We start from the raw sequence: 15,709 nt of genomic DNA, 5'->3' as shown, positions 1-15,709 counted from the left end.
ATGATTCTCCCTTAGAAATGTATGACAGCGGTGTTCCGGGCTATGAACAAAAGATGATGGCCCGGAAACACCTTGTCAGCTGGAAATGATGGATATGAAAAAAACTTGCGGGGATTCTGCGTGGGATTTGACATAAATCAACTGAAATATAAAGTGATATATTGTGAGAATCCGATTCATCGGAGCAAGGGAGTTGATTGAATGGAACTGGCAATACAGACTGGACTTATCCTGTTCGTTGCAGTTGCTTTTCTGCTTGTGATTGGCACGCCCATCAGCATTGGAATCGGTGCGGCTTCAGCCATTTCAGCCATTTATATTCTTGGATTCGATCGAGCAATGACAACATCAGCTCAAAGAATTTTCACAGGAATAAACTCATTTTCACTATTGGCTATTCCGTTTTTTATACTTGCGGGAATTATTATGAATAATGGAGGAATAGCGATAAGACTGGTAAATTGTGCAAAAGTCATCAGTGGCCGTTTGCCAGGGTCTTTAGCCCAGTCAAATATCGTGGCAAACATGTTGTTTGGAGCCATTAGTGGTTCGGCTGTTGCGGCTGCAGCTGCTGTGGGTGGCACTATGGGGCCGTTACAAGAAAAAGAAAATTATAGCAAGGAGTTCAGCGCAGCAGTGAATATTGCATCAGCGCCATCAGGGATGTTGATTCCTCCCAGTAATACACTGATTGTTTACTCTCTGGTAAGTGGAGGAACATCGGTCGCGGCGCTCTTTATGGCTGGTTATCTCCCGGGAATTCTGTGGGGGCTGGGATGCATGGTGATTGCTTATTTCATTGCCAAAAAAGAAGGGTATCGAAGCGAAGAGCGCATTGGTTTCAAACGCGGATTAGCGGTGTTTATTGATGCTATTCCAAGCCTTTTGCTGATTGTCATTGTAGTCGGAGGCATTATTGGCGGCGTGTTCACAGCCACTGAAGGATCAGCCATCGCGGTGGTCTACTCTCTCTTGCTGGCCTTTTTTTACCGTGCCATTTCCATCAAAGACTTGCCTCGTATTTTGCTGGATGCTTCCAGAACCACGGCTATCGTTATTTTTATGATTGGCGTTTCATCAATAATGTCATGGGTGATGGCATTTACAAACATTCCAGGTATTATTGCACAATTATTCTTGAGCTTAACCGATAATACCATCATCATTCTGCTAATTATGAACTTTGTACTTCTCGTGGTGGGTACGTTTATGGATCCGACACCGGCAGTGCTGATTTTCACACCGATCTTTCTTCCGATAGCTATGAATTTCGGAATTCATCCGGTTCATTTTGGGATTATTATGGTCTTCAATTTATGCATTGGCACCATTACACCACCCGTTGGGCCGGTTCTTTTCATTGGCTGCAAAGTAGCTGACCTAAAAATTGAAAATGTGGTGAGACAGCTGATGCCATTTTTCCTCTCAACTGTTGTAGTACTAATGCTGGTAACTTTTATTCCAGCACTATCCATGACATTGCCGAGGTTAATGCAGTTGGTGCGATAAACCGGATAAAGAGTGTTAAGGAGCGAACTTTTTTACTATGAAATCTGAAGCAGTGTAGATTCAAATTAGAGGAAGATAAAAGGAGGCGTAGCAATGATGCAAGCCATTACTTATAGAGGTCCCGAAAAGCTGGAAGTAATTGAACAGTCAAAGCCTGCTGTACCGAAGGGGGCTGTATTACTCAAAATATCTCATTCGGGCATATGCGGAACAGATTTGAACATATACGCAGGAGCACACCCACGGGCAAAGGCTCCTCTGATTATGGGACATGAGTTTTCAGGGGTAGTGGTTGAAGATGGTACACAATACAAGGCGGGAACTCCCGTTACCGTTTATCCTTTGGTATCTTGTGGCCAGTGCGAGCCATGCCAGACAGGCCAAAGTCATGTATGCACCACTTTAAAGTTGCTGGGAATTGACTTTGATGGCGGTATGGCTACATATGCTGTGGTATCGGAAGACTTGATAATTCCGTTGAAAGAGAAAGTGTCTCTAAAACTGGGAGCCTTTATTGAACCGGTTGCTGTGGCAGTACATGCCCTGCGAAAAGGCAACTATCAACTGGGTGATCGGAGTGTTGTTTTTGGTGCAGGAACCATTGGTCTATGTGTCGCTTTAACGCTTCGACATTACGGAGCTTCACGGGTGGTGGTGGTTGAAACGAATTCTTTTAGATTAAAAATGGCAGCCGATATGGGTTTTGAAACCATTAACCCCATGGAGGAAAATGAAGAAGAGGTGCTTCTTGAAAAAAGCGAAGGTTCCGGATTCGATCTTGTTTTTGACTGTGCAGGTCACCCCAGTGTTTCTGAGAAGTTAACCCGTGTGGTTAAAAGCTGTGGTCATATTGTTATGGTGGCAGCCTATAAAAAACCAGCGCCTCTTGACCTGATCCAGGGAATGTTTAAGGAAATAAGCATGCAATTTGTGCGTGTCTATACAAAAAAAGACTTTGAAATAGCAGCAGAAATGATAATGAATGTGCCAGAGTTTGAAAGAATCATCACTCATGAACTGCCAGCAGCAGAAGCACAGCAAGGGTTCGATCTTTTAGTTGGGCAAAAGAATGCCGTTAAAGTGATGTTCACGTTTTAATGATGAGTCACTAATGATGAACAGGAGCAGTTAGATTATCAAAACGGGAGGTGTCTTGATGCAAAAAATGTTTGATTTAACTGGTAAAACAGCAGTTGTTACCGGTGGAAGCCGTGGACTGGGAAAAGCGATGGTGAAAGCTTTAGCCGGAGCCGGCGCTAATGTGGCCATCATTGCAACAAAAATACCTGATGAATTGATGGATGAAATGGCTCTTGTGGGAACAAAGATTAAAGGTTATTCATTTAATCTGGGAGAGTTTGATAAATATGACGAGTTGGTGAATCAAATAGTGGAAGATTTTGGTCAAGTGGATATACTTGTAAATAATGCGGGTGTTCAACGGCGTCATCCCTCTACAGAATTTCCCAAAGAAGATTGGGATTTTGTTATGGAAATAAACTCCAGTGCCGTATTCTTTATGTGTCAGAGATTCGGGAAGCTGATGGTGGAGAGAGGTAGGGGAAAAATTATCAATTTGGCATCTCTGCTGTCTTTTCAGGGGGGGCTAACCGTTCCAGCATATGCAGCAAGCAAAGGTGCGGTAATGCAGTTAACAAAATCACTGGCTAACGAATGGGCTTCAAAAGGAGTTAATGTTAATTGTATCGCACCGGGATATATGGACACTGATATGAATATGGCGTTGGTGGCAGATGAAGAACGAAACAAGCAAATTTTACAGCGTATTCCAGCAGGCCGTTGGGGTCAGGCTGAAGATATGATGGGAACGGTGGTCTTTCTGGCCAGCGAGGCCTCAAATTACATCCATGGATATACCATCGCAGTAGATGGTGGTTGGATGGGACGCTAAAAGGGACTTTCTTTAAAATGCAGTAAAGAACACTTTTGGACAGCGAGGAGTTACAGCTGATCCAAAAGTGTTTTTTGCTGTGGATACGAGTCTCTTTCAGATTAACTGATGTGAGGCGTTGGCCGTTGGGTATGAGTACCCATAATGATTGATAGATTGATGAAGAGCAACACCACTTAAGAAATGTCAGAAAAGGGGTTTGCGGATATGCATCGTTACCGACAGCGCTACCATCTGCCATTGTTGATCATGGGCCTGGTCATTTTGGTGTCATGGTTGTTTAAAAACTGGATGCTCACTAATGTTTTTGATGCACATGGAATGCTGAGTCTTGAAAGTGGTCGGCAGTTAATAGGGCGATTACATTTAATTGATGCCGTGGCAACCTTATTGGTAATGGCCGTACTGTTTTTGGGTATTAAGTATGATTTTTTTAACTGGAATAACCAACTGTTAAATGGAGAACTCCGTGAAACGACATTTGCGATAGAGGATGCCAGCCATGACAGGGAGGCTCTCGTGGAGGCAAACCGGAAGCTTGAAGAGTCGCTTTCCCATCGTTTAGAGGTGGAAGAAGAGTTGCGACAGCAGAAACATTATCTTGAAGCACTTTTCAAAAACTCTTCTGATGCCATCATTCTCTTTGACAACCGTCATCGAATTGTAGAAGCCAATGAGGGTTTTACCCGCCTTTTTGGCTATTCGCTGAGAGAAGTACTGGGAAAAGATATTAATGATGTGCTGGTTGATCAATCAAAGTTGCCTGAATCCCGGGGGTTTTATAATGATTTTCTCAATGGAAAAGAAAATGTGGTGGAAACCTATCGGATGCACAAAGACGGCAGCCGGGTGGAAGTATTGACCCGGGGAGTGCCCATTGTCACGGAAGCAGGTATTGTGGGAGGCTATGCCACCTATTACGATATCGGCAACCGGAAACGAACCGAGCAACAACTGGCAGAGAGCGAGCAGGTGAAACGCTCCATCATTGAATCATTGCCAGATTTGTTGCTGCGGTTTGATAAAGATGGCACATATCTGGAAATCATGGGAGGTAATGAGGAAAACTTATTACTCAAAGAAGAAGAGCTCATAGGTAAAAAGATGGAAGAGGTGCTGCCTGTCGAGATTGCCCATAAAAGTAGAAGAGCTCTGGAAAAAGCCTTTTCAACAGGGGAAATGCAACTTTTGGAATATGAGTTGGAGGCATTGGTGGGCAAAAGACAGTTTGAAGCCCGGTTGAAAGCATACAACGAGCATGAGGCAGTCTCCATGGTGCGGGAGATCACTGAGCGGGTTCGCATGATGCAGGAACTGGTGGAAGCAAAAGAACAGGCTGAAACAGCCAATGTGGCCAAAACACAATTTTTGGCCAACATGAGTCATGAAATACGCACACCGATGAATGGATTGATCGGATTTTTACAGTTGCTTGAAATGACCCGGATGGATGAAGAGCAAAGAGAATACCTTCGCTTCATGAACACAGCTTCAGAAACCCTGCTGAATGTCATCAATGACATACTGGATATCTCCAAAATTGAAGCGGGCCATATGGAACTGGTCAATGCGGCTTTCTTTTTGCCGGCGGCGATTGAGGCTGCAGTACTGCCCTTCAACGCCTATGCACAAAGCAAAGAACTGCACCTGGTGTTGAATATGCAGGAGTTGCCCAAAGAGAGTGTCATGGGAGATGCAATGCGACTCAGGCAAGTTATCACAAATCTGGTGAGTAATGCCATAAAATTCACCAATGAAGGTACTGTGACGGTAAACGTAACAGCAGTTAGAAAGAATGATATCCAGTACACGGTTCTGTTCGAGGTGATAGACACTGGGATCGGGATGCAGGGATCAATGTTGAAAATCATTGCACAACCATTTGTTCAAGGTGATTCATCATCAAGAAAGCGTTACAGCGGAACAGGTCTGGGCCTTGCCATTTCAAAGAAATTTGTTGAAATGATGGGTGGAGACCTGCTCATTGACAGCCGGGAAGATATAGGTACTAAAGTATACTTCCAAGTGGATTTTCAGACGTCACGTTTTCCAGGCCAATCAAAAAACCGGCAGCAGGATGACCTGAATGCCGGATAAAGCAATCGTTTTTTAGTCAGCGTCCACAACGTTGTTTCAGAAGAACAACACACTCTTCCCGCTCTGCATATCCCTGAACAATATCTTCCGCGAATGCCCGGCATGAGGGGGCTCCACAGGCTCCGCAGTCAATACCTGGCAAGCCTTCCAAAGTATCCTCAACCATTTCCAGCTTGTCAATTGCTTTTGAAAGGTCTTTGTCCAGTTTGGTTGCGTGAAGAGGATGGATCGGTTCGGTAAATATGAACTTTTCTGCCGGGACAGGGAAGGCACCCGGTTCAAAGGCTGCATACCGACTGCCCAGAATACGAATCCGGTTCTTGGCAATATAGGAGTTTTCCACATTCAGGCTCCCGCCGATACATCCGTTTGTGCAAGCTTGGCATTCAAGAAATTTGACGTTGCGAATTTTTCCGTACTCCATTTCCTCCAACAGTTCAATGACATTCTCAATACCGTCAACAGCCAGATACTCATCGATCTCCAGTGCTTTGCACTGACCGCCTACCCGAGCCCACTCAATCCCTTTGCCGGAAGGATAAAAGTGAGTGGATGATTTCCCTGATGCACTTTTCAAGTGCTGGTTAATGAGAATATAAAGGCTCTTGATTGGCACGGCCATATCCACGTGGGATTGTTTGGTGCCAACAGGGTCAATAAAACTGGCAATTCGTGCAGGGCAGGGAGTGAAATAAAAAACACCAATTTCATGCGCCTTTAGATGATGCTTTTCCATCGCTTCCTGGCGAGCCAGATAGGCGCTGACTTCAACGGGAGAGTCAATGGGCAGTATATGGTGAATCAACTCGGGGAATCGCAATTGAATTAATCGGATAATCGCCGGGCAGGAAGAGGAAATAATCGGTTGCTTTTTTTGGAGTGTCAAGTACTTGCGGGTGAACGCCGTGATGAGATCAGATCCCCTGGAAACTTCGTACAGATCATCGCAACCGCATGCGCGGATGGCTCCAAGAATTTGCTCAGGCATGATATCGGTGTTGAACTGGCTGAATATAATGGGATCAACAAGCCCGATTTTGTAGGGGAAACTGGAAACGCCCTTAAAACCCCGCACCACTCCCTGAAAAGCGTAGTAAGGGCAGACGGTAATACACATGCCGCATTCAATACATTTATCTTTGATGATTTTGGCTTTTTCATTTTTAACACGAATAGCCTGAGTGGGGCAACGTTTAATACAGTTGGTACATCCGATGCATTTGTCAAGATGAAGGGAAATGGGGTGGTATCTGGAGGCCATCGGGATCACTCCTTTAATATTAAGTGAAAATCACTACAGGAATTTCTTGACGACTTTGTTCCAGAAGTCATGGCGCTTCAGTCGAAGCATTTTAATACGCTTTTCATCAAGAGAAACATCAATGGTATTAAAGTATTCTTGGGGAAAGTCGATTCCATCTGCTGAAACCAGTACATACCCTTCGGGATCCCGTTCAGGAGTGATCTGAATACAGGCATCGGGAGGGAAAATAACACTGGAGGTAAAACAGCGGTATGAATTGGTGTTTATGGGAGCGAGAGGGGTCAGCTGCAATACGTCCAACCTGGGGTCGACAATGCTTCCGCCGGTGGAATAGCTATATGCAGTACTGCCTGCAGAGGTGGAAATGATAAGGCCATCGCCGCTGAAACGTTGAATCAGCTGTCCGTTCACCTGAATTTTCAAGTGAATTGCCTTCACCAGACTGCTTTTGATAACCACCTCATTAATACCCCGCAGTGTAGATGTTTCATCGTGGGTTGTGATAACTGCTTTTAGTGGAGCCATTTCTTCAATGAAGTATTCATTACGGGAAACCCGTTCCAGCAACAAGTCGATCTGGTCAGGTGTGATTTCAGAAAAGAAACCCAGATGACCGGTATTGATGGCCAGCACAGGCGTTTCTGGATATTCAAGATCATGCATGACTTTTAAAAACGAACCGTCACCACCAATGGAGATAATCAGATCGGTTTGTGATGTCAAATGATCAACCGCCTTGAAGCCTGCAAGCTGGAGCTTACCCAATAGATGATCAGCGGTTTCAAGGGAACGCTGTAACCGATTGCTGATGACACAGACTTCTTTTACTGAAGGCATTCACAGACTCCTTCCCGCCGTTTAATGAGACGGATATGATATATCCTTACGATACACATTTTCAAATTAAAAGTCAAACCTTGTGATGACTTTGGCCTGTGCGGATGATGCTCGTATAGACCAAGATGAAGATGGAACGCAGCTATAAGCTATTAATGATGGAATCAAAGAAATAAAATGATATAATGGGGAGACTATCAAGGATAAAAAGACAATCCAGAGAAAGGTATGGTAGTTATGATTCTATTAAAAGAAGAACAACGACATCATCAGATCAAGGTACATATTGAACATAAAGAAGCCGGAGAAACCATCCGACAGTTTTTGAAGAGGCAATGGCAAGTCTCCGGACGTTTATTAACCCGATTGAAGAAAGAAGCAAGCGTCTTGCTGAACGGAGAATGGGCACCTTTCCATACACGGTTGAATGAAGGCGACTGTCTGGTGTTGGAAATGGAAGAAGAACCCTGTGAATTTTCTCCAAATCCCATTAATTTTGGAGTGGTTTATGAAGATGAAGATCTTCTGGTGGTGAACAAGCCACCAGGCCTGTTGACGCATCCCACGACCAGGGAACGAACGGATACCCTGGCTAATGCGGTGACACACTACATGATGCAACGGAACGAAACCTACAAAGTGCGATTTGTTAATCGTCTCGATATGGACACTTCTGGAGTGATGATTTTAGCTAAAAATGCCTTTAGTCATCATCACCTGATGTTGCAAATGCAGCAAGATTTTATGATAAAAACCTATCGCGTGTTCGTTTGGGGCAAGATGGTGCATGATGAAGGGACCATCGATGCCCCTATTTATCGACCTGAAAATATACCGGCGGAAGAACCTCCCAGGCGTGTGGTGGACCCCAGGGGTAAAAGTGCCATCAGCCATTACCTTGTGGAACAACGTTACAAGGAAGCTTCGCTGGTTAAGGTAACCATTGAAACGGGAAGAACCCATCAGATTCGCGTGCACATGAAGCACCTGGGGCATCCGGTGATCGGCGACACATTTTATGAGCCGTCACAGCCGGTACTCATTGATCGACAGGCTCTTCACGCAGCTGAAACTGAATTTCGTCAGCCGCGGTTTGGTACAGTGCTCCAGCATGAAGCAGAATTTCCGGATGATATGAAACAACTGGAAAAGCTGCTGGGAGCGGGACTGAATGAAATCAAATGACTCATGTGGCGGCGCAAAAAAAGAAAACCGGCGGAGAGCCGATTTTCTTTAAAATTGAAACAGAGACAAAAAAATAAGCGCGTCATTGACCGCTTAATTTAAGAGTTATGGTGGAGACGAGGGGATTTGAACCCCTGACTTCCACACTGCCAGTGTGGCACTCTCCCGCTGAGTTACGCCCCCACAACAGGATTAATTATAGCATGGAGTATGACAGAATGCAACCATATTTTTCAATCATTGATGAACCTTAAATTGCAACCTGAACTGAACCTGAGTTGCAGTATTAAACACAAACTGTCTCTGATAAAAAACAATTCGTATTTGCGATTTGCATTTTTTTTAAAAGGATGTCAATCCTTAATCGAAAAATGTTACAATAAAAAGGGTTTAGGCACTTGTTTTAAAGAATGACAGTATGGCAATCAGAAAACACAAAGGAGTCATCCCATGGAATTGCTAAAAACCAAGAGTGTCACTGAAGTTCAGCAAATCATTGCCCAGCTGTGCAGTCACTTAAAGCTGGAAACGGAAGTCATCACGTTATCAGAGGCATTGCATCGCATTGTTGCATTACCCATCACTTCACCCCATGATGTGCCGGCATTTCATCGGTCTACGGTAGATGGCTATGCTGTCAAAAGCCAGGATACTTTTGGCGCCAGCGAATCCATTCCTGCAATACTCACCTGTGTCGGCGAGATTACCATGGGGACACAGGCCCAGCTGAAAATTATGGATGGACAATGTGCCTATGTTCCGACAGGTGGCATGTTACCTGAAGGCAGTGATGCGGTGGTTATGGTGGAATATGTGGAACAGCTTGACGAAATCACCTGGTTGATTCAACAGGCGGTTTCTCCCGGCGGAAATGTGCTGCGACGGGGCGAAGATCTATCCCGGGAAGAAGTGCTATTTCAGCCGGGGCACCGCCTTCGCCCCCAGGATATCGGCCTGCTTGCAGGCATGGGATTTCGTGAAGTTGTTGTTTATTGCCCCTTGAAAACGGCTGTCATCTCGACGGGAGATGAGCTCATCGCACCGGGCGACCCCCTTGAACCCGGAAAAATCATTGACATGAACACCTATAGTCTTGCGGCGGCCCTCCGGGAGGATGGCCTGGAGGTGACAAATACCGAAGTGGTGAAAGATGATCTGAAACAATTGCAGAATACCATTGCCAGGCTAGTGAAGACGGCAGATGTTATCCTGATTTCTGGGGGCAGCTCCATGGGTGTGCATGACATTACAAAGGATGCCATTGATGGGATGGGAAAACCTGGCGTTGTCGTTCACGGCATGGCTGTGAAGCCGGGGAAGCCTACCATAGTGGGAATGGTAGAAGATACTCTGATGATTGGGCTTCCGGGCCAGCCTGTATCGGCTTTGGTGGTGTATCATTTACTGATGAAACCGCTGCTGAAGCACCTGTGGGGTCAGCAGGGAATAACACCAGGGGTGAACGGTGAGTTGACAGTGAACATCCCTTCGGCTCCGGGTCGAGAACACTATGTGATGGTACGAGTCACTGAGGAAAATGGCCGGCGATTTGTATCGCCCCAGCATGGGAAATCGGGAATGCTCTCCATGATGGGGCGCTCTCATGGAATGATCAAACTGGATGTGAATCAGGAAGGCCTTCAAAAAGGAGACAGGGTGGAAGTGCTGTTGTTCTGATGGAGATCTTCAACTGACATTGATGGAGGCGAAAGGATGGCAAAAAAGAGAAACCTGTACCTGACCAGTGTACCCTTGTCGAGAGCACTTGAAGAATACGTGATACAAATGGCTGAGGTGCTGAATCAACGTGAAATACAATGGGTGGATGTGGGGGATTCCCTGGGAAAAATGACGGCTGAGCCTGTTTTTGCCCGTATTTCAGCGCCTCACTATAATGCAGCTGCCATGGACGGCATTGCCATTGATGCAGCAAAAACCTATGGGGCATCAGAAACCACACCAGTTCAACTGCAACAAAACAGTGATTTCGTAATGGTTAATACGGGGGCGCCTCTTCCGGATGCCTTTGATGCGGTTATTATGATTGAAGACGTGGTGGAGGTGGATGAAGAGACCGTTGAAATCAGAAGTGCAGCCACGCCCTGGCAGCATGTGCGGCCAGTGGGAGAAGATATCGTTAAAGGCGAACTGATTTTGCCGGTGAGGCACCTGATTCGCCCCCAGGATATGGGAGCGTTGCTTTCGGGAGGTGTTACCCAAGTACCTGTTTTTCGAAAAATCAGGGTGGGTTTAATTCCCACAGGGTCAGAAATCACTGCCATGACAGATCCATTGCCCCCGGGCAAAATTATTGAATCCAACAGTCGGATGTTTAAAGGGCTCATCGAAACCTATGGCGGTGAAACAATCACCTATCCGGTGGTGAAAGACGAACCTCGACTGCTGGAGGCAGCAGTTTTGCGGGGGGTTGCTGAAAACGATTTGTTGGTGATTAATGCCGGCTCTTCTGCAGGCACCAAAGACTTCACTGTGGATGTGTTGCGTGAATTGGGAAGTGTCATGTTCCACGGCATAGCCATTAAACCGGGGAAACCGGCAATTCTGGCCCAAGTGAAAGGAAAACCGGTGGTGGGCATTCCGGGATATCCTGTTTCTGCCTATGTGGTTTTTGAACAGATTGTTAAACCATTGGTGTACCATTATCGGCTGTTGCCGCCTCCGGAACCTGAAATGGTGGAGGCGGTGCTGGCGCGAAGAGTGGTGTCATCATTGAAACATGAAGAGCATATTCGCATTAAGCTGGGGCAGGTGAGTGGACGATGGATCGCGACCCCCCTCAGCAGAGGAGCGGGGGTCACCATGTCGCTGGTGAGAGCCGATGGCATGTTGACAGTACCTCAAGAAGTGGAAGGGTACGAGAAGAGTACGGTGGTTCCTATTCGCTTGGCCAGGCCTCTGAAAGAAATACAAAACACCCTTGTTTCCATCGGCAGTCACGACTTGGTAATGGATCTGTTGTCCAACGAACTGCAGGCAGGCGGTAAAGGCGTTGCTCTCTCGTCGGCCCATGCCGGCAGTATGGGCGGTTTGATGGCTCTCAAACAGGGTGAGTGTCATATGGCTCCCATTCATTTGCTGGACGAAACGACAGGTCGTTATAATGACGCAATGGCGGCACGCTATTTTCCCGGCAAGAAGATGGTGTTGATTAAGCTGGTGAAGCGAAGTCAAGGGTTGATTCTACCCCGGGGCAATCTGAAAAAAATCACCGGTATTGCCGACCTGACCCGTGAAGATGTGACAATGGTTAACCGGCAAAAAGGGGCGGGTACACGCATTTTGCTGGATTACTACCTGAAAAGAGATTCGATTGATCCTCTGAAGGTTAAGGGATATCATCGCGAAATGACCACTCACATGGCTGTTGCTGTCGCTGTTGGCAGCGGTGGAGCTGATTGTGGGATGGGGGTGGCTTCGGCGGCTGCTTCCATGGAACTTGATTTTCTTCACCTTGACTGGGAAGATTATGATCTTTTGTGTGAGGAGAGTACACTTGAACTAACTGCTGTCCAGGAATTACTCAAAATTATACGGGGAGATGCTTTCCAGAAACAGGTGGCTGCCATGGGAGGCTACGATTTATCCCAGGCGGGTGAGTTGGTTTATTTGAATCAAGCAACGTAAAGCATGAACAAGCATTGACAAAACATTTGTGAATCAAAAAACGGATTGAGATCAAGTTAGGGGAGGATCAACCATGGCAAAAGTACTGGCAGTCAATATCAGTCATGAAAAAGGGGTTATCAAAAAGCCAGTTGAAAAAGGTGTTTTTCTGGAAAATTTCGGGCTTGAGGAAGATGCTCATGCAGGTGAATGGCACCGACAAGTCAGTTTACTGGGTCAGGAAAGTGTCGATAAAATCAAAGCACTGGGCATTGAAAACCTAGAAGCTGGCATTTTTGCCGAGAACATATTAACGGAGGGTATTGTACTCTACGAACTGCCTGTGGGTACGCGTTTGCGTGTCGGTGAAACCATTCAGGAAGTCACACAAATTGGCAAAAAATGTCATCATGGATGTGAGATCTTCCAAAAAGTGGGCGACTGTGTCATGCCTCGGGAAGGTATTTTTACCAGAGTCATACAGGGAGGCACCGTGAAGGCCGGTGACTCCATAGAAATCATCGAAGATTGATTTTTATTTAGGTTGAAAGGGTATATACTAATGAAAGTTGACATCGTGAGGGGTGACTGGGGATGATCAAGAGTATTGAAGGGCTGGTTTCAGAGAAAGCATTTAGCGAGATACTGGAGGAAAAAGTGAGGGCCTGCACCAATGAAATCACTGTTGCTAAACTGGATATTGACAACTTTGAAACAGTGAACCGGTTTTATGGTGAATTTACCGGTGATCAGGTCATTCGCAAATTAGCCCATGTCTTGAAAAATAATCTCAGCCCAGACCATGTCATTTGCAGAACGACAAAAAATGAATTTAATGTCATGATGGATGCGACACCGCTGGAAACAGGTGCTCTGATGATGGAAGAAATTAGAGCCTATTTTGATGAACATCTATTGCTCATCGGTGACCCGCCCAAAGAGATGACCATCCGGTTTTCTGCCGGCATTGCAGCTTACCCTCAAAATGGTAAAACGGCAGAAATGTTGATGAGTGCAGCAGATCATGCCATGAAACTGGCCAAAAAGCAGGGGAAAAATCAAATTCAGATTGCCAGAAATGACGACTGGGTTGAGAAAAAAATAGTGATAAGGCAGGAAAGCGCCTGGCGGTTGAATCAATTATCGCGGCAAATGGATAAAACTGAAGCGGGCTTATTGAGAGAAGCGCTTCAAGACCTGCTCAACAAGTATGATCAGCGGGCAACGTAATTGACCGTAAAGGAGGCTGAAGGCAACATGACAAACCAGAGTGGCAAAAAAGAAAAGTTTATTCCTGAAATAAGAGGTACATTGCGCAGTAATTTTATCGAACTTCCGGCTTGTATTGCTGATGCCAGTGGTATTAAGATCTTTGGTAAGCGGATTAAATCTGTGCTTTTCAGCACAGACGTGGCGATTATCAAAAACACCAATGCAGACGCGGTCATCGCGGTTTATCCATTCACGCCACAGCTGGTTATTTCTCAGGCGCTTTTACTGGCGTCAGATGTACCGGTATTTTGTGGAGTCGGTGGTGGGATCACCACCGGAAAGCGTTCGTTGAACATCGCCCTTCATGCTGAATTTCAAGGGGCCATTGGGGTAGTGCTTAATAAGCCAACACCGAATGAAATCATATCGGAGCTTAAAGAAATTGTGGATATTCCCGTGATCATTACGGTGACAACGCTGAGCGATGATTTCCTGGGAAGATTAGAAGCCGGAACTGATATTTTCAACGTATCGGGAGCAGCCCAGACAGCTGATATTGTTAAAAAAATCAGGAAAGACATCAGCAAAACGGTTCCCATTATTGCCACGGGAGGCAACTCGGATGAGTCTATCAAACGAACCATTGAAGCGGGAGCCAATGCCATCACATTCACGCCGCCTTCAACGGGTGAAATATTCACCGAATCCATGAAAAAATATAGACTTGAATGATACAAAACCGCCGAAGCGAATGATTCGGCGGTTTTTTTCTGTAGCTCGTTTTGTGCCTTTGTTAAAGCAACTTGTGAATTGAGTGAAAAGTAGGTTTGCGTTGCTTGAAGGTGGTGACATACTTAAAGCCAAGATCGTCCAGATAATGCAAAATAGTGGGGAACTTATAAGCCAGCTCATCCAGCTGATGTGTATCTGATCCGGTGACGATCACCTCGCCGCCGCATTCCTTGTAGAGAGCCAACAGATCTCTTGAAGGGTGGGCATCATTCAAACCATAACGGAATCCTGATGTATTGACCTCGATTCCTTTTCCCTGAGCTGCCAGCTGGCGAAAAATGGTGGCGGCAATATCCGAAAAATCAGTTAGTGGAAGAGGCGATTCGAAAGATCCATATCTTTTAATCATATCAAAGTGGCCAATGGCATCAAAAGGTGCCCCTTGTCCGATGATTTGGAGCATGTCATCATAATAGTCCAGGTATGCATGGCGTTGGTCGCGTTCCTGAAAGTATGGGCCGGTATAAATATCTGTTTTTTTGGCGCTGTGAAGAGAGCCGATGATGTAGTCAAAAGGCCACTTCTCTGCATCGGCCGCATAGTTCTGCAATACATGAGGCTGCAAACCAAACTCGACGCCGGCAAGCACTTCAATCTGTTGGCTGTATTGCTGCTTGGTCCGGGTGATTTCATCAAAAAATGCCTGATATGAAAAAGAAAAATGACTGCCCGCGCCATCATAGTCATAATCCGTGTGATCTGTAAAACACAGCTGCTGGATTCCAAGCTGAATAGCACGTTCCACCAGAAGATCCATCGGGTGGCTTGCGTCAAATGAATGGTGTGTGTGAACATGAAAATCAAACATGAATGAGCTCCTTTGAGTTTTCTTTTCATTCTACCTATTATGAGAAAGAATGTCAAAAAGAAATGACTTAAAAGAGATTTATTCAAGGTCGTCTTGCAAAACGTAGAATTATTTGAAGGATATCGATCAAATGCAGGATCGAATCGTTTGCATAAACAGTGAATGCATGAAATTTTGCAAAATGAAAGATGAATAAAAAAAATTTCAAATTGCAGTTGACAGACAATATTAGCTTTGCTATAATTTCTTTAACAGCATTCAACATGAAGGAGGGAATCGTCAATGAAACCAACCGAAAACAAGGTGGAAAAAACCGGTAAAAGAGTAAAATGTGGGGTATTGACATGTATTCATTGCGTGATGAATACCTGCATGGTGGATGCCTGTGATATGCAGGAAAAAACTTTAATGCAAGAAGGATAACATAACTTTCACAATACACAAAACGCCCTTTGTTGACCACGTGGCC

The 15,709-nt window shown here is 45.5% G+C and carries 14 protein-coding genes and 1 tRNA gene; 11 read left to right on the top strand and 4 right to left on the bottom strand.

Annotated elements, in window-relative coordinates; translation table 11 throughout:
* Positions 1–201: 201 nt before the first annotated feature.
* The 4 genes from QOL74_RS01430 (at position 202) to QOL74_RS01415 (ending at position 5,518) form a co-directional block, all read left to right on the top strand.
* Positions 202–1,509, top strand: coding sequence for a TRAP transporter large permease (locus QOL74_RS01430; protein WP_283407644.1), 1,308 nt, complete (start codon positions 202–204; stop codon positions 1,507–1,509).
* 93 nt (positions 1,510–1,602) lie between these two features.
* Positions 1,603–2,607 (top strand): zinc-dependent alcohol dehydrogenase, encoded by a 1,005-nt coding sequence (locus QOL74_RS01425; RefSeq protein WP_283407643.1) that lies wholly within the window; start codon positions 1,603–1,605, stop codon positions 2,605–2,607.
* Positions 2,608–2,665: 58 nt separating this feature from the next.
* Positions 2,666–3,421: an SDR family oxidoreductase gene (locus tag QOL74_RS01420; RefSeq protein WP_283407642.1), complete on the top strand. Its 756-nt coding sequence runs from the start codon at positions 2,666–2,668 to the stop codon at positions 3,419–3,421.
* 207 nt (positions 3,422–3,628) lie between these two features.
* The gene (locus QOL74_RS01415) at positions 3,629–5,518 is read left to right on the top strand and encodes a PAS domain S-box protein (protein ID WP_283407641.1); all 1,890 of its coding nucleotides are present in this window, start codon (positions 3,629–3,631) and stop codon (positions 5,516–5,518) included.
* Between the two features lie 16 nt (positions 5,519–5,534).
* On the opposite strand, the gene QOL74_RS01410 is transcribed toward QOL74_RS01415, so the two are convergent.
* Both QOL74_RS01410 and QOL74_RS01405 read right to left on the bottom strand, forming a co-directional pair.
* Entirely contained in the window at positions 5,535–6,779 is a 1,245-nt protein-coding gene (locus tag QOL74_RS01410) for a [Fe-Fe] hydrogenase large subunit C-terminal domain-containing protein (RefSeq protein WP_283407640.1), read from the bottom strand.
* 33 nt (positions 6,780–6,812) lie between these two features.
* Positions 6,813–7,619, bottom strand: a complete 807-nt coding sequence (locus QOL74_RS01405; RefSeq protein WP_283407639.1) for an NAD(+)/NADH kinase — start codon at positions 7,617–7,619, stop codon at positions 6,813–6,815.
* A gap of 237 nt (positions 7,620–7,856) precedes the next feature.
* Here QOL74_RS01405 and QOL74_RS01400 point away from each other — a divergent pair, with 237 nt between their 5' ends.
* Positions 7,857–8,804: an RluA family pseudouridine synthase gene (locus QOL74_RS01400; RefSeq protein WP_283407638.1), complete on the top strand. Its 948-nt coding sequence runs from the start codon at positions 7,857–7,859 to the stop codon at positions 8,802–8,804.
* A 108-nt stretch (positions 8,805–8,912) separates the two neighbouring features.
* Here the strand turns inward: QOL74_RS01400 and QOL74_RS01395 are convergent.
* Positions 8,913–8,987 (bottom strand) — tRNA-Ala (locus tag QOL74_RS01395).
* A 267-nt stretch (positions 8,988–9,254) separates the two neighbouring features.
* Here QOL74_RS01395 and QOL74_RS01390 point away from each other — a divergent pair.
* The 5 genes from QOL74_RS01390 to QOL74_RS01370 all read left to right on the top strand — a co-directional run bounded on the left by QOL74_RS01390 (position 9,255) and on the right by QOL74_RS01370 (position 14,372).
* A complete protein-coding gene (locus tag QOL74_RS01390; RefSeq protein ID WP_283407637.1) occupies positions 9,255–10,481 on the top strand; it encodes a molybdopterin molybdotransferase MoeA in 1,227 nt (408 codons plus the stop codon).
* Between the two features lie 36 nt (positions 10,482–10,517).
* A complete protein-coding gene (locus QOL74_RS01385) occupies positions 10,518–12,449 on the top strand; it encodes a molybdopterin biosynthesis protein (protein ID WP_283407636.1) in 1,932 nt (643 codons plus the stop codon).
* 73 nt (positions 12,450–12,522) lie between these two features.
* On the top strand, positions 12,523–12,960 hold the full coding sequence (locus QOL74_RS01380; protein ID WP_283407635.1) for an MOSC domain-containing protein: 438 nt from the start codon (positions 12,523–12,525) through the stop codon (positions 12,958–12,960).
* Between the two features lie 62 nt (positions 12,961–13,022).
* Entirely contained in the window at positions 13,023–13,658 is a 636-nt protein-coding gene (locus tag QOL74_RS01375; RefSeq protein ID WP_283407634.1) for a GGDEF domain-containing protein, read from the top strand.
* Positions 13,659–13,685: 27 nt separating this feature from the next.
* Positions 13,686–14,372: a beta/alpha barrel domain-containing protein gene (locus tag QOL74_RS01370; RefSeq protein ID WP_283407633.1), complete on the top strand. Its 687-nt coding sequence runs from the start codon at positions 13,686–13,688 to the stop codon at positions 14,370–14,372.
* Positions 14,373–14,433: 61 nt separating this feature from the next.
* On the opposite strand, the gene QOL74_RS01365 is transcribed toward QOL74_RS01370, so the two are convergent.
* Positions 14,434–15,240, bottom strand: a complete 807-nt coding sequence (locus tag QOL74_RS01365; protein ID WP_283407632.1) for a histidinol-phosphatase HisJ family protein — start codon at positions 15,238–15,240, stop codon at positions 14,434–14,436.
* A 282-nt stretch (positions 15,241–15,522) separates the two neighbouring features.
* Between QOL74_RS01365 and QOL74_RS01360 the strand changes: the two genes are divergently transcribed.
* A complete protein-coding gene (locus QOL74_RS01360; RefSeq protein WP_283407631.1) occupies positions 15,523–15,663 on the top strand; it encodes a hypothetical protein in 141 nt (46 codons plus the stop codon).
* The last annotated feature ends 46 nt before the right edge of the window (positions 15,664–15,709 follow it).

It is taken from the genome of Anoxynatronum buryatiense (assembly GCF_900182905.1).
Classification (GTDB): Bacteria; Bacillota; Clostridia; order Peptostreptococcales; family Tindalliaceae; genus Anoxynatronum; species Anoxynatronum buryatiense.
Note: the sequence above shows the minus strand (reverse complement) of the source record. Positions and strands in the feature narration are given on the sequence as shown.

What these genes read in the sequence shown, in the direction of transcription:
- QOL74_RS01380 (WP_283407635.1), top strand. Translation starts at nt 12,523, where the DNA reads ATGGCAAAAGTACTGGCAGTCAATATCAGTCATGAAAAAGGGGTTATC.
- QOL74_RS01375 (WP_283407634.1), top strand. Translation starts at nt 13,023, where the DNA reads ATGATCAAGAGTATTGAAGGGCTGGTTTCAGAGAAAGCATTTAGCGAG.
- QOL74_RS01360 (WP_283407631.1), top strand. Translation starts at nt 15,523, where the DNA reads ATGAAACCAACCGAAAACAAGGTGGAAAAAACCGGTAAAAGAGTAAAA.
- QOL74_RS01410 (WP_283407640.1), bottom strand. Translation starts at nt 6,779, where the DNA reads ATGGCCTCCAGATACCACCCCATTTCCCTTCATCTTGACAAATGCATC.
- QOL74_RS01365 (WP_283407632.1), bottom strand. Translation starts at nt 15,240, where the DNA reads ATGTTTGATTTTCATGTTCACACACACCATTCATTTGACGCAAGCCAC.
- QOL74_RS01400 (WP_283407638.1), top strand. Translation starts at nt 7,857, where the DNA reads ATGATTCTATTAAAAGAAGAACAACGACATCATCAGATCAAGGTACAT.
- QOL74_RS01405 (WP_283407639.1), bottom strand. Translation starts at nt 7,619, where the DNA reads ATGCCTTCAGTAAAAGAAGTCTGTGTCATCAGCAATCGGTTACAGCGT.
- QOL74_RS01415 (WP_283407641.1), top strand. Translation starts at nt 3,629, where the DNA reads ATGCATCGTTACCGACAGCGCTACCATCTGCCATTGTTGATCATGGGC.
- QOL74_RS01390 (WP_283407637.1), top strand. Translation starts at nt 9,255, where the DNA reads ATGGAATTGCTAAAAACCAAGAGTGTCACTGAAGTTCAGCAAATCATT.
- QOL74_RS01425 (WP_283407643.1), top strand. Translation starts at nt 1,603, where the DNA reads ATGATGCAAGCCATTACTTATAGAGGTCCCGAAAAGCTGGAAGTAATT.
- QOL74_RS01420 (WP_283407642.1), top strand. Translation starts at nt 2,666, where the DNA reads ATGCAAAAAATGTTTGATTTAACTGGTAAAACAGCAGTTGTTACCGGT.
- QOL74_RS01385 (WP_283407636.1), top strand. Translation starts at nt 10,518, where the DNA reads ATGGCAAAAAAGAGAAACCTGTACCTGACCAGTGTACCCTTGTCGAGA.
- QOL74_RS01370 (WP_283407633.1), top strand. Translation starts at nt 13,686, where the DNA reads ATGACAAACCAGAGTGGCAAAAAAGAAAAGTTTATTCCTGAAATAAGA.
- QOL74_RS01430 (WP_283407644.1), top strand. Translation starts at nt 202, where the DNA reads ATGGAACTGGCAATACAGACTGGACTTATCCTGTTCGTTGCAGTTGCT.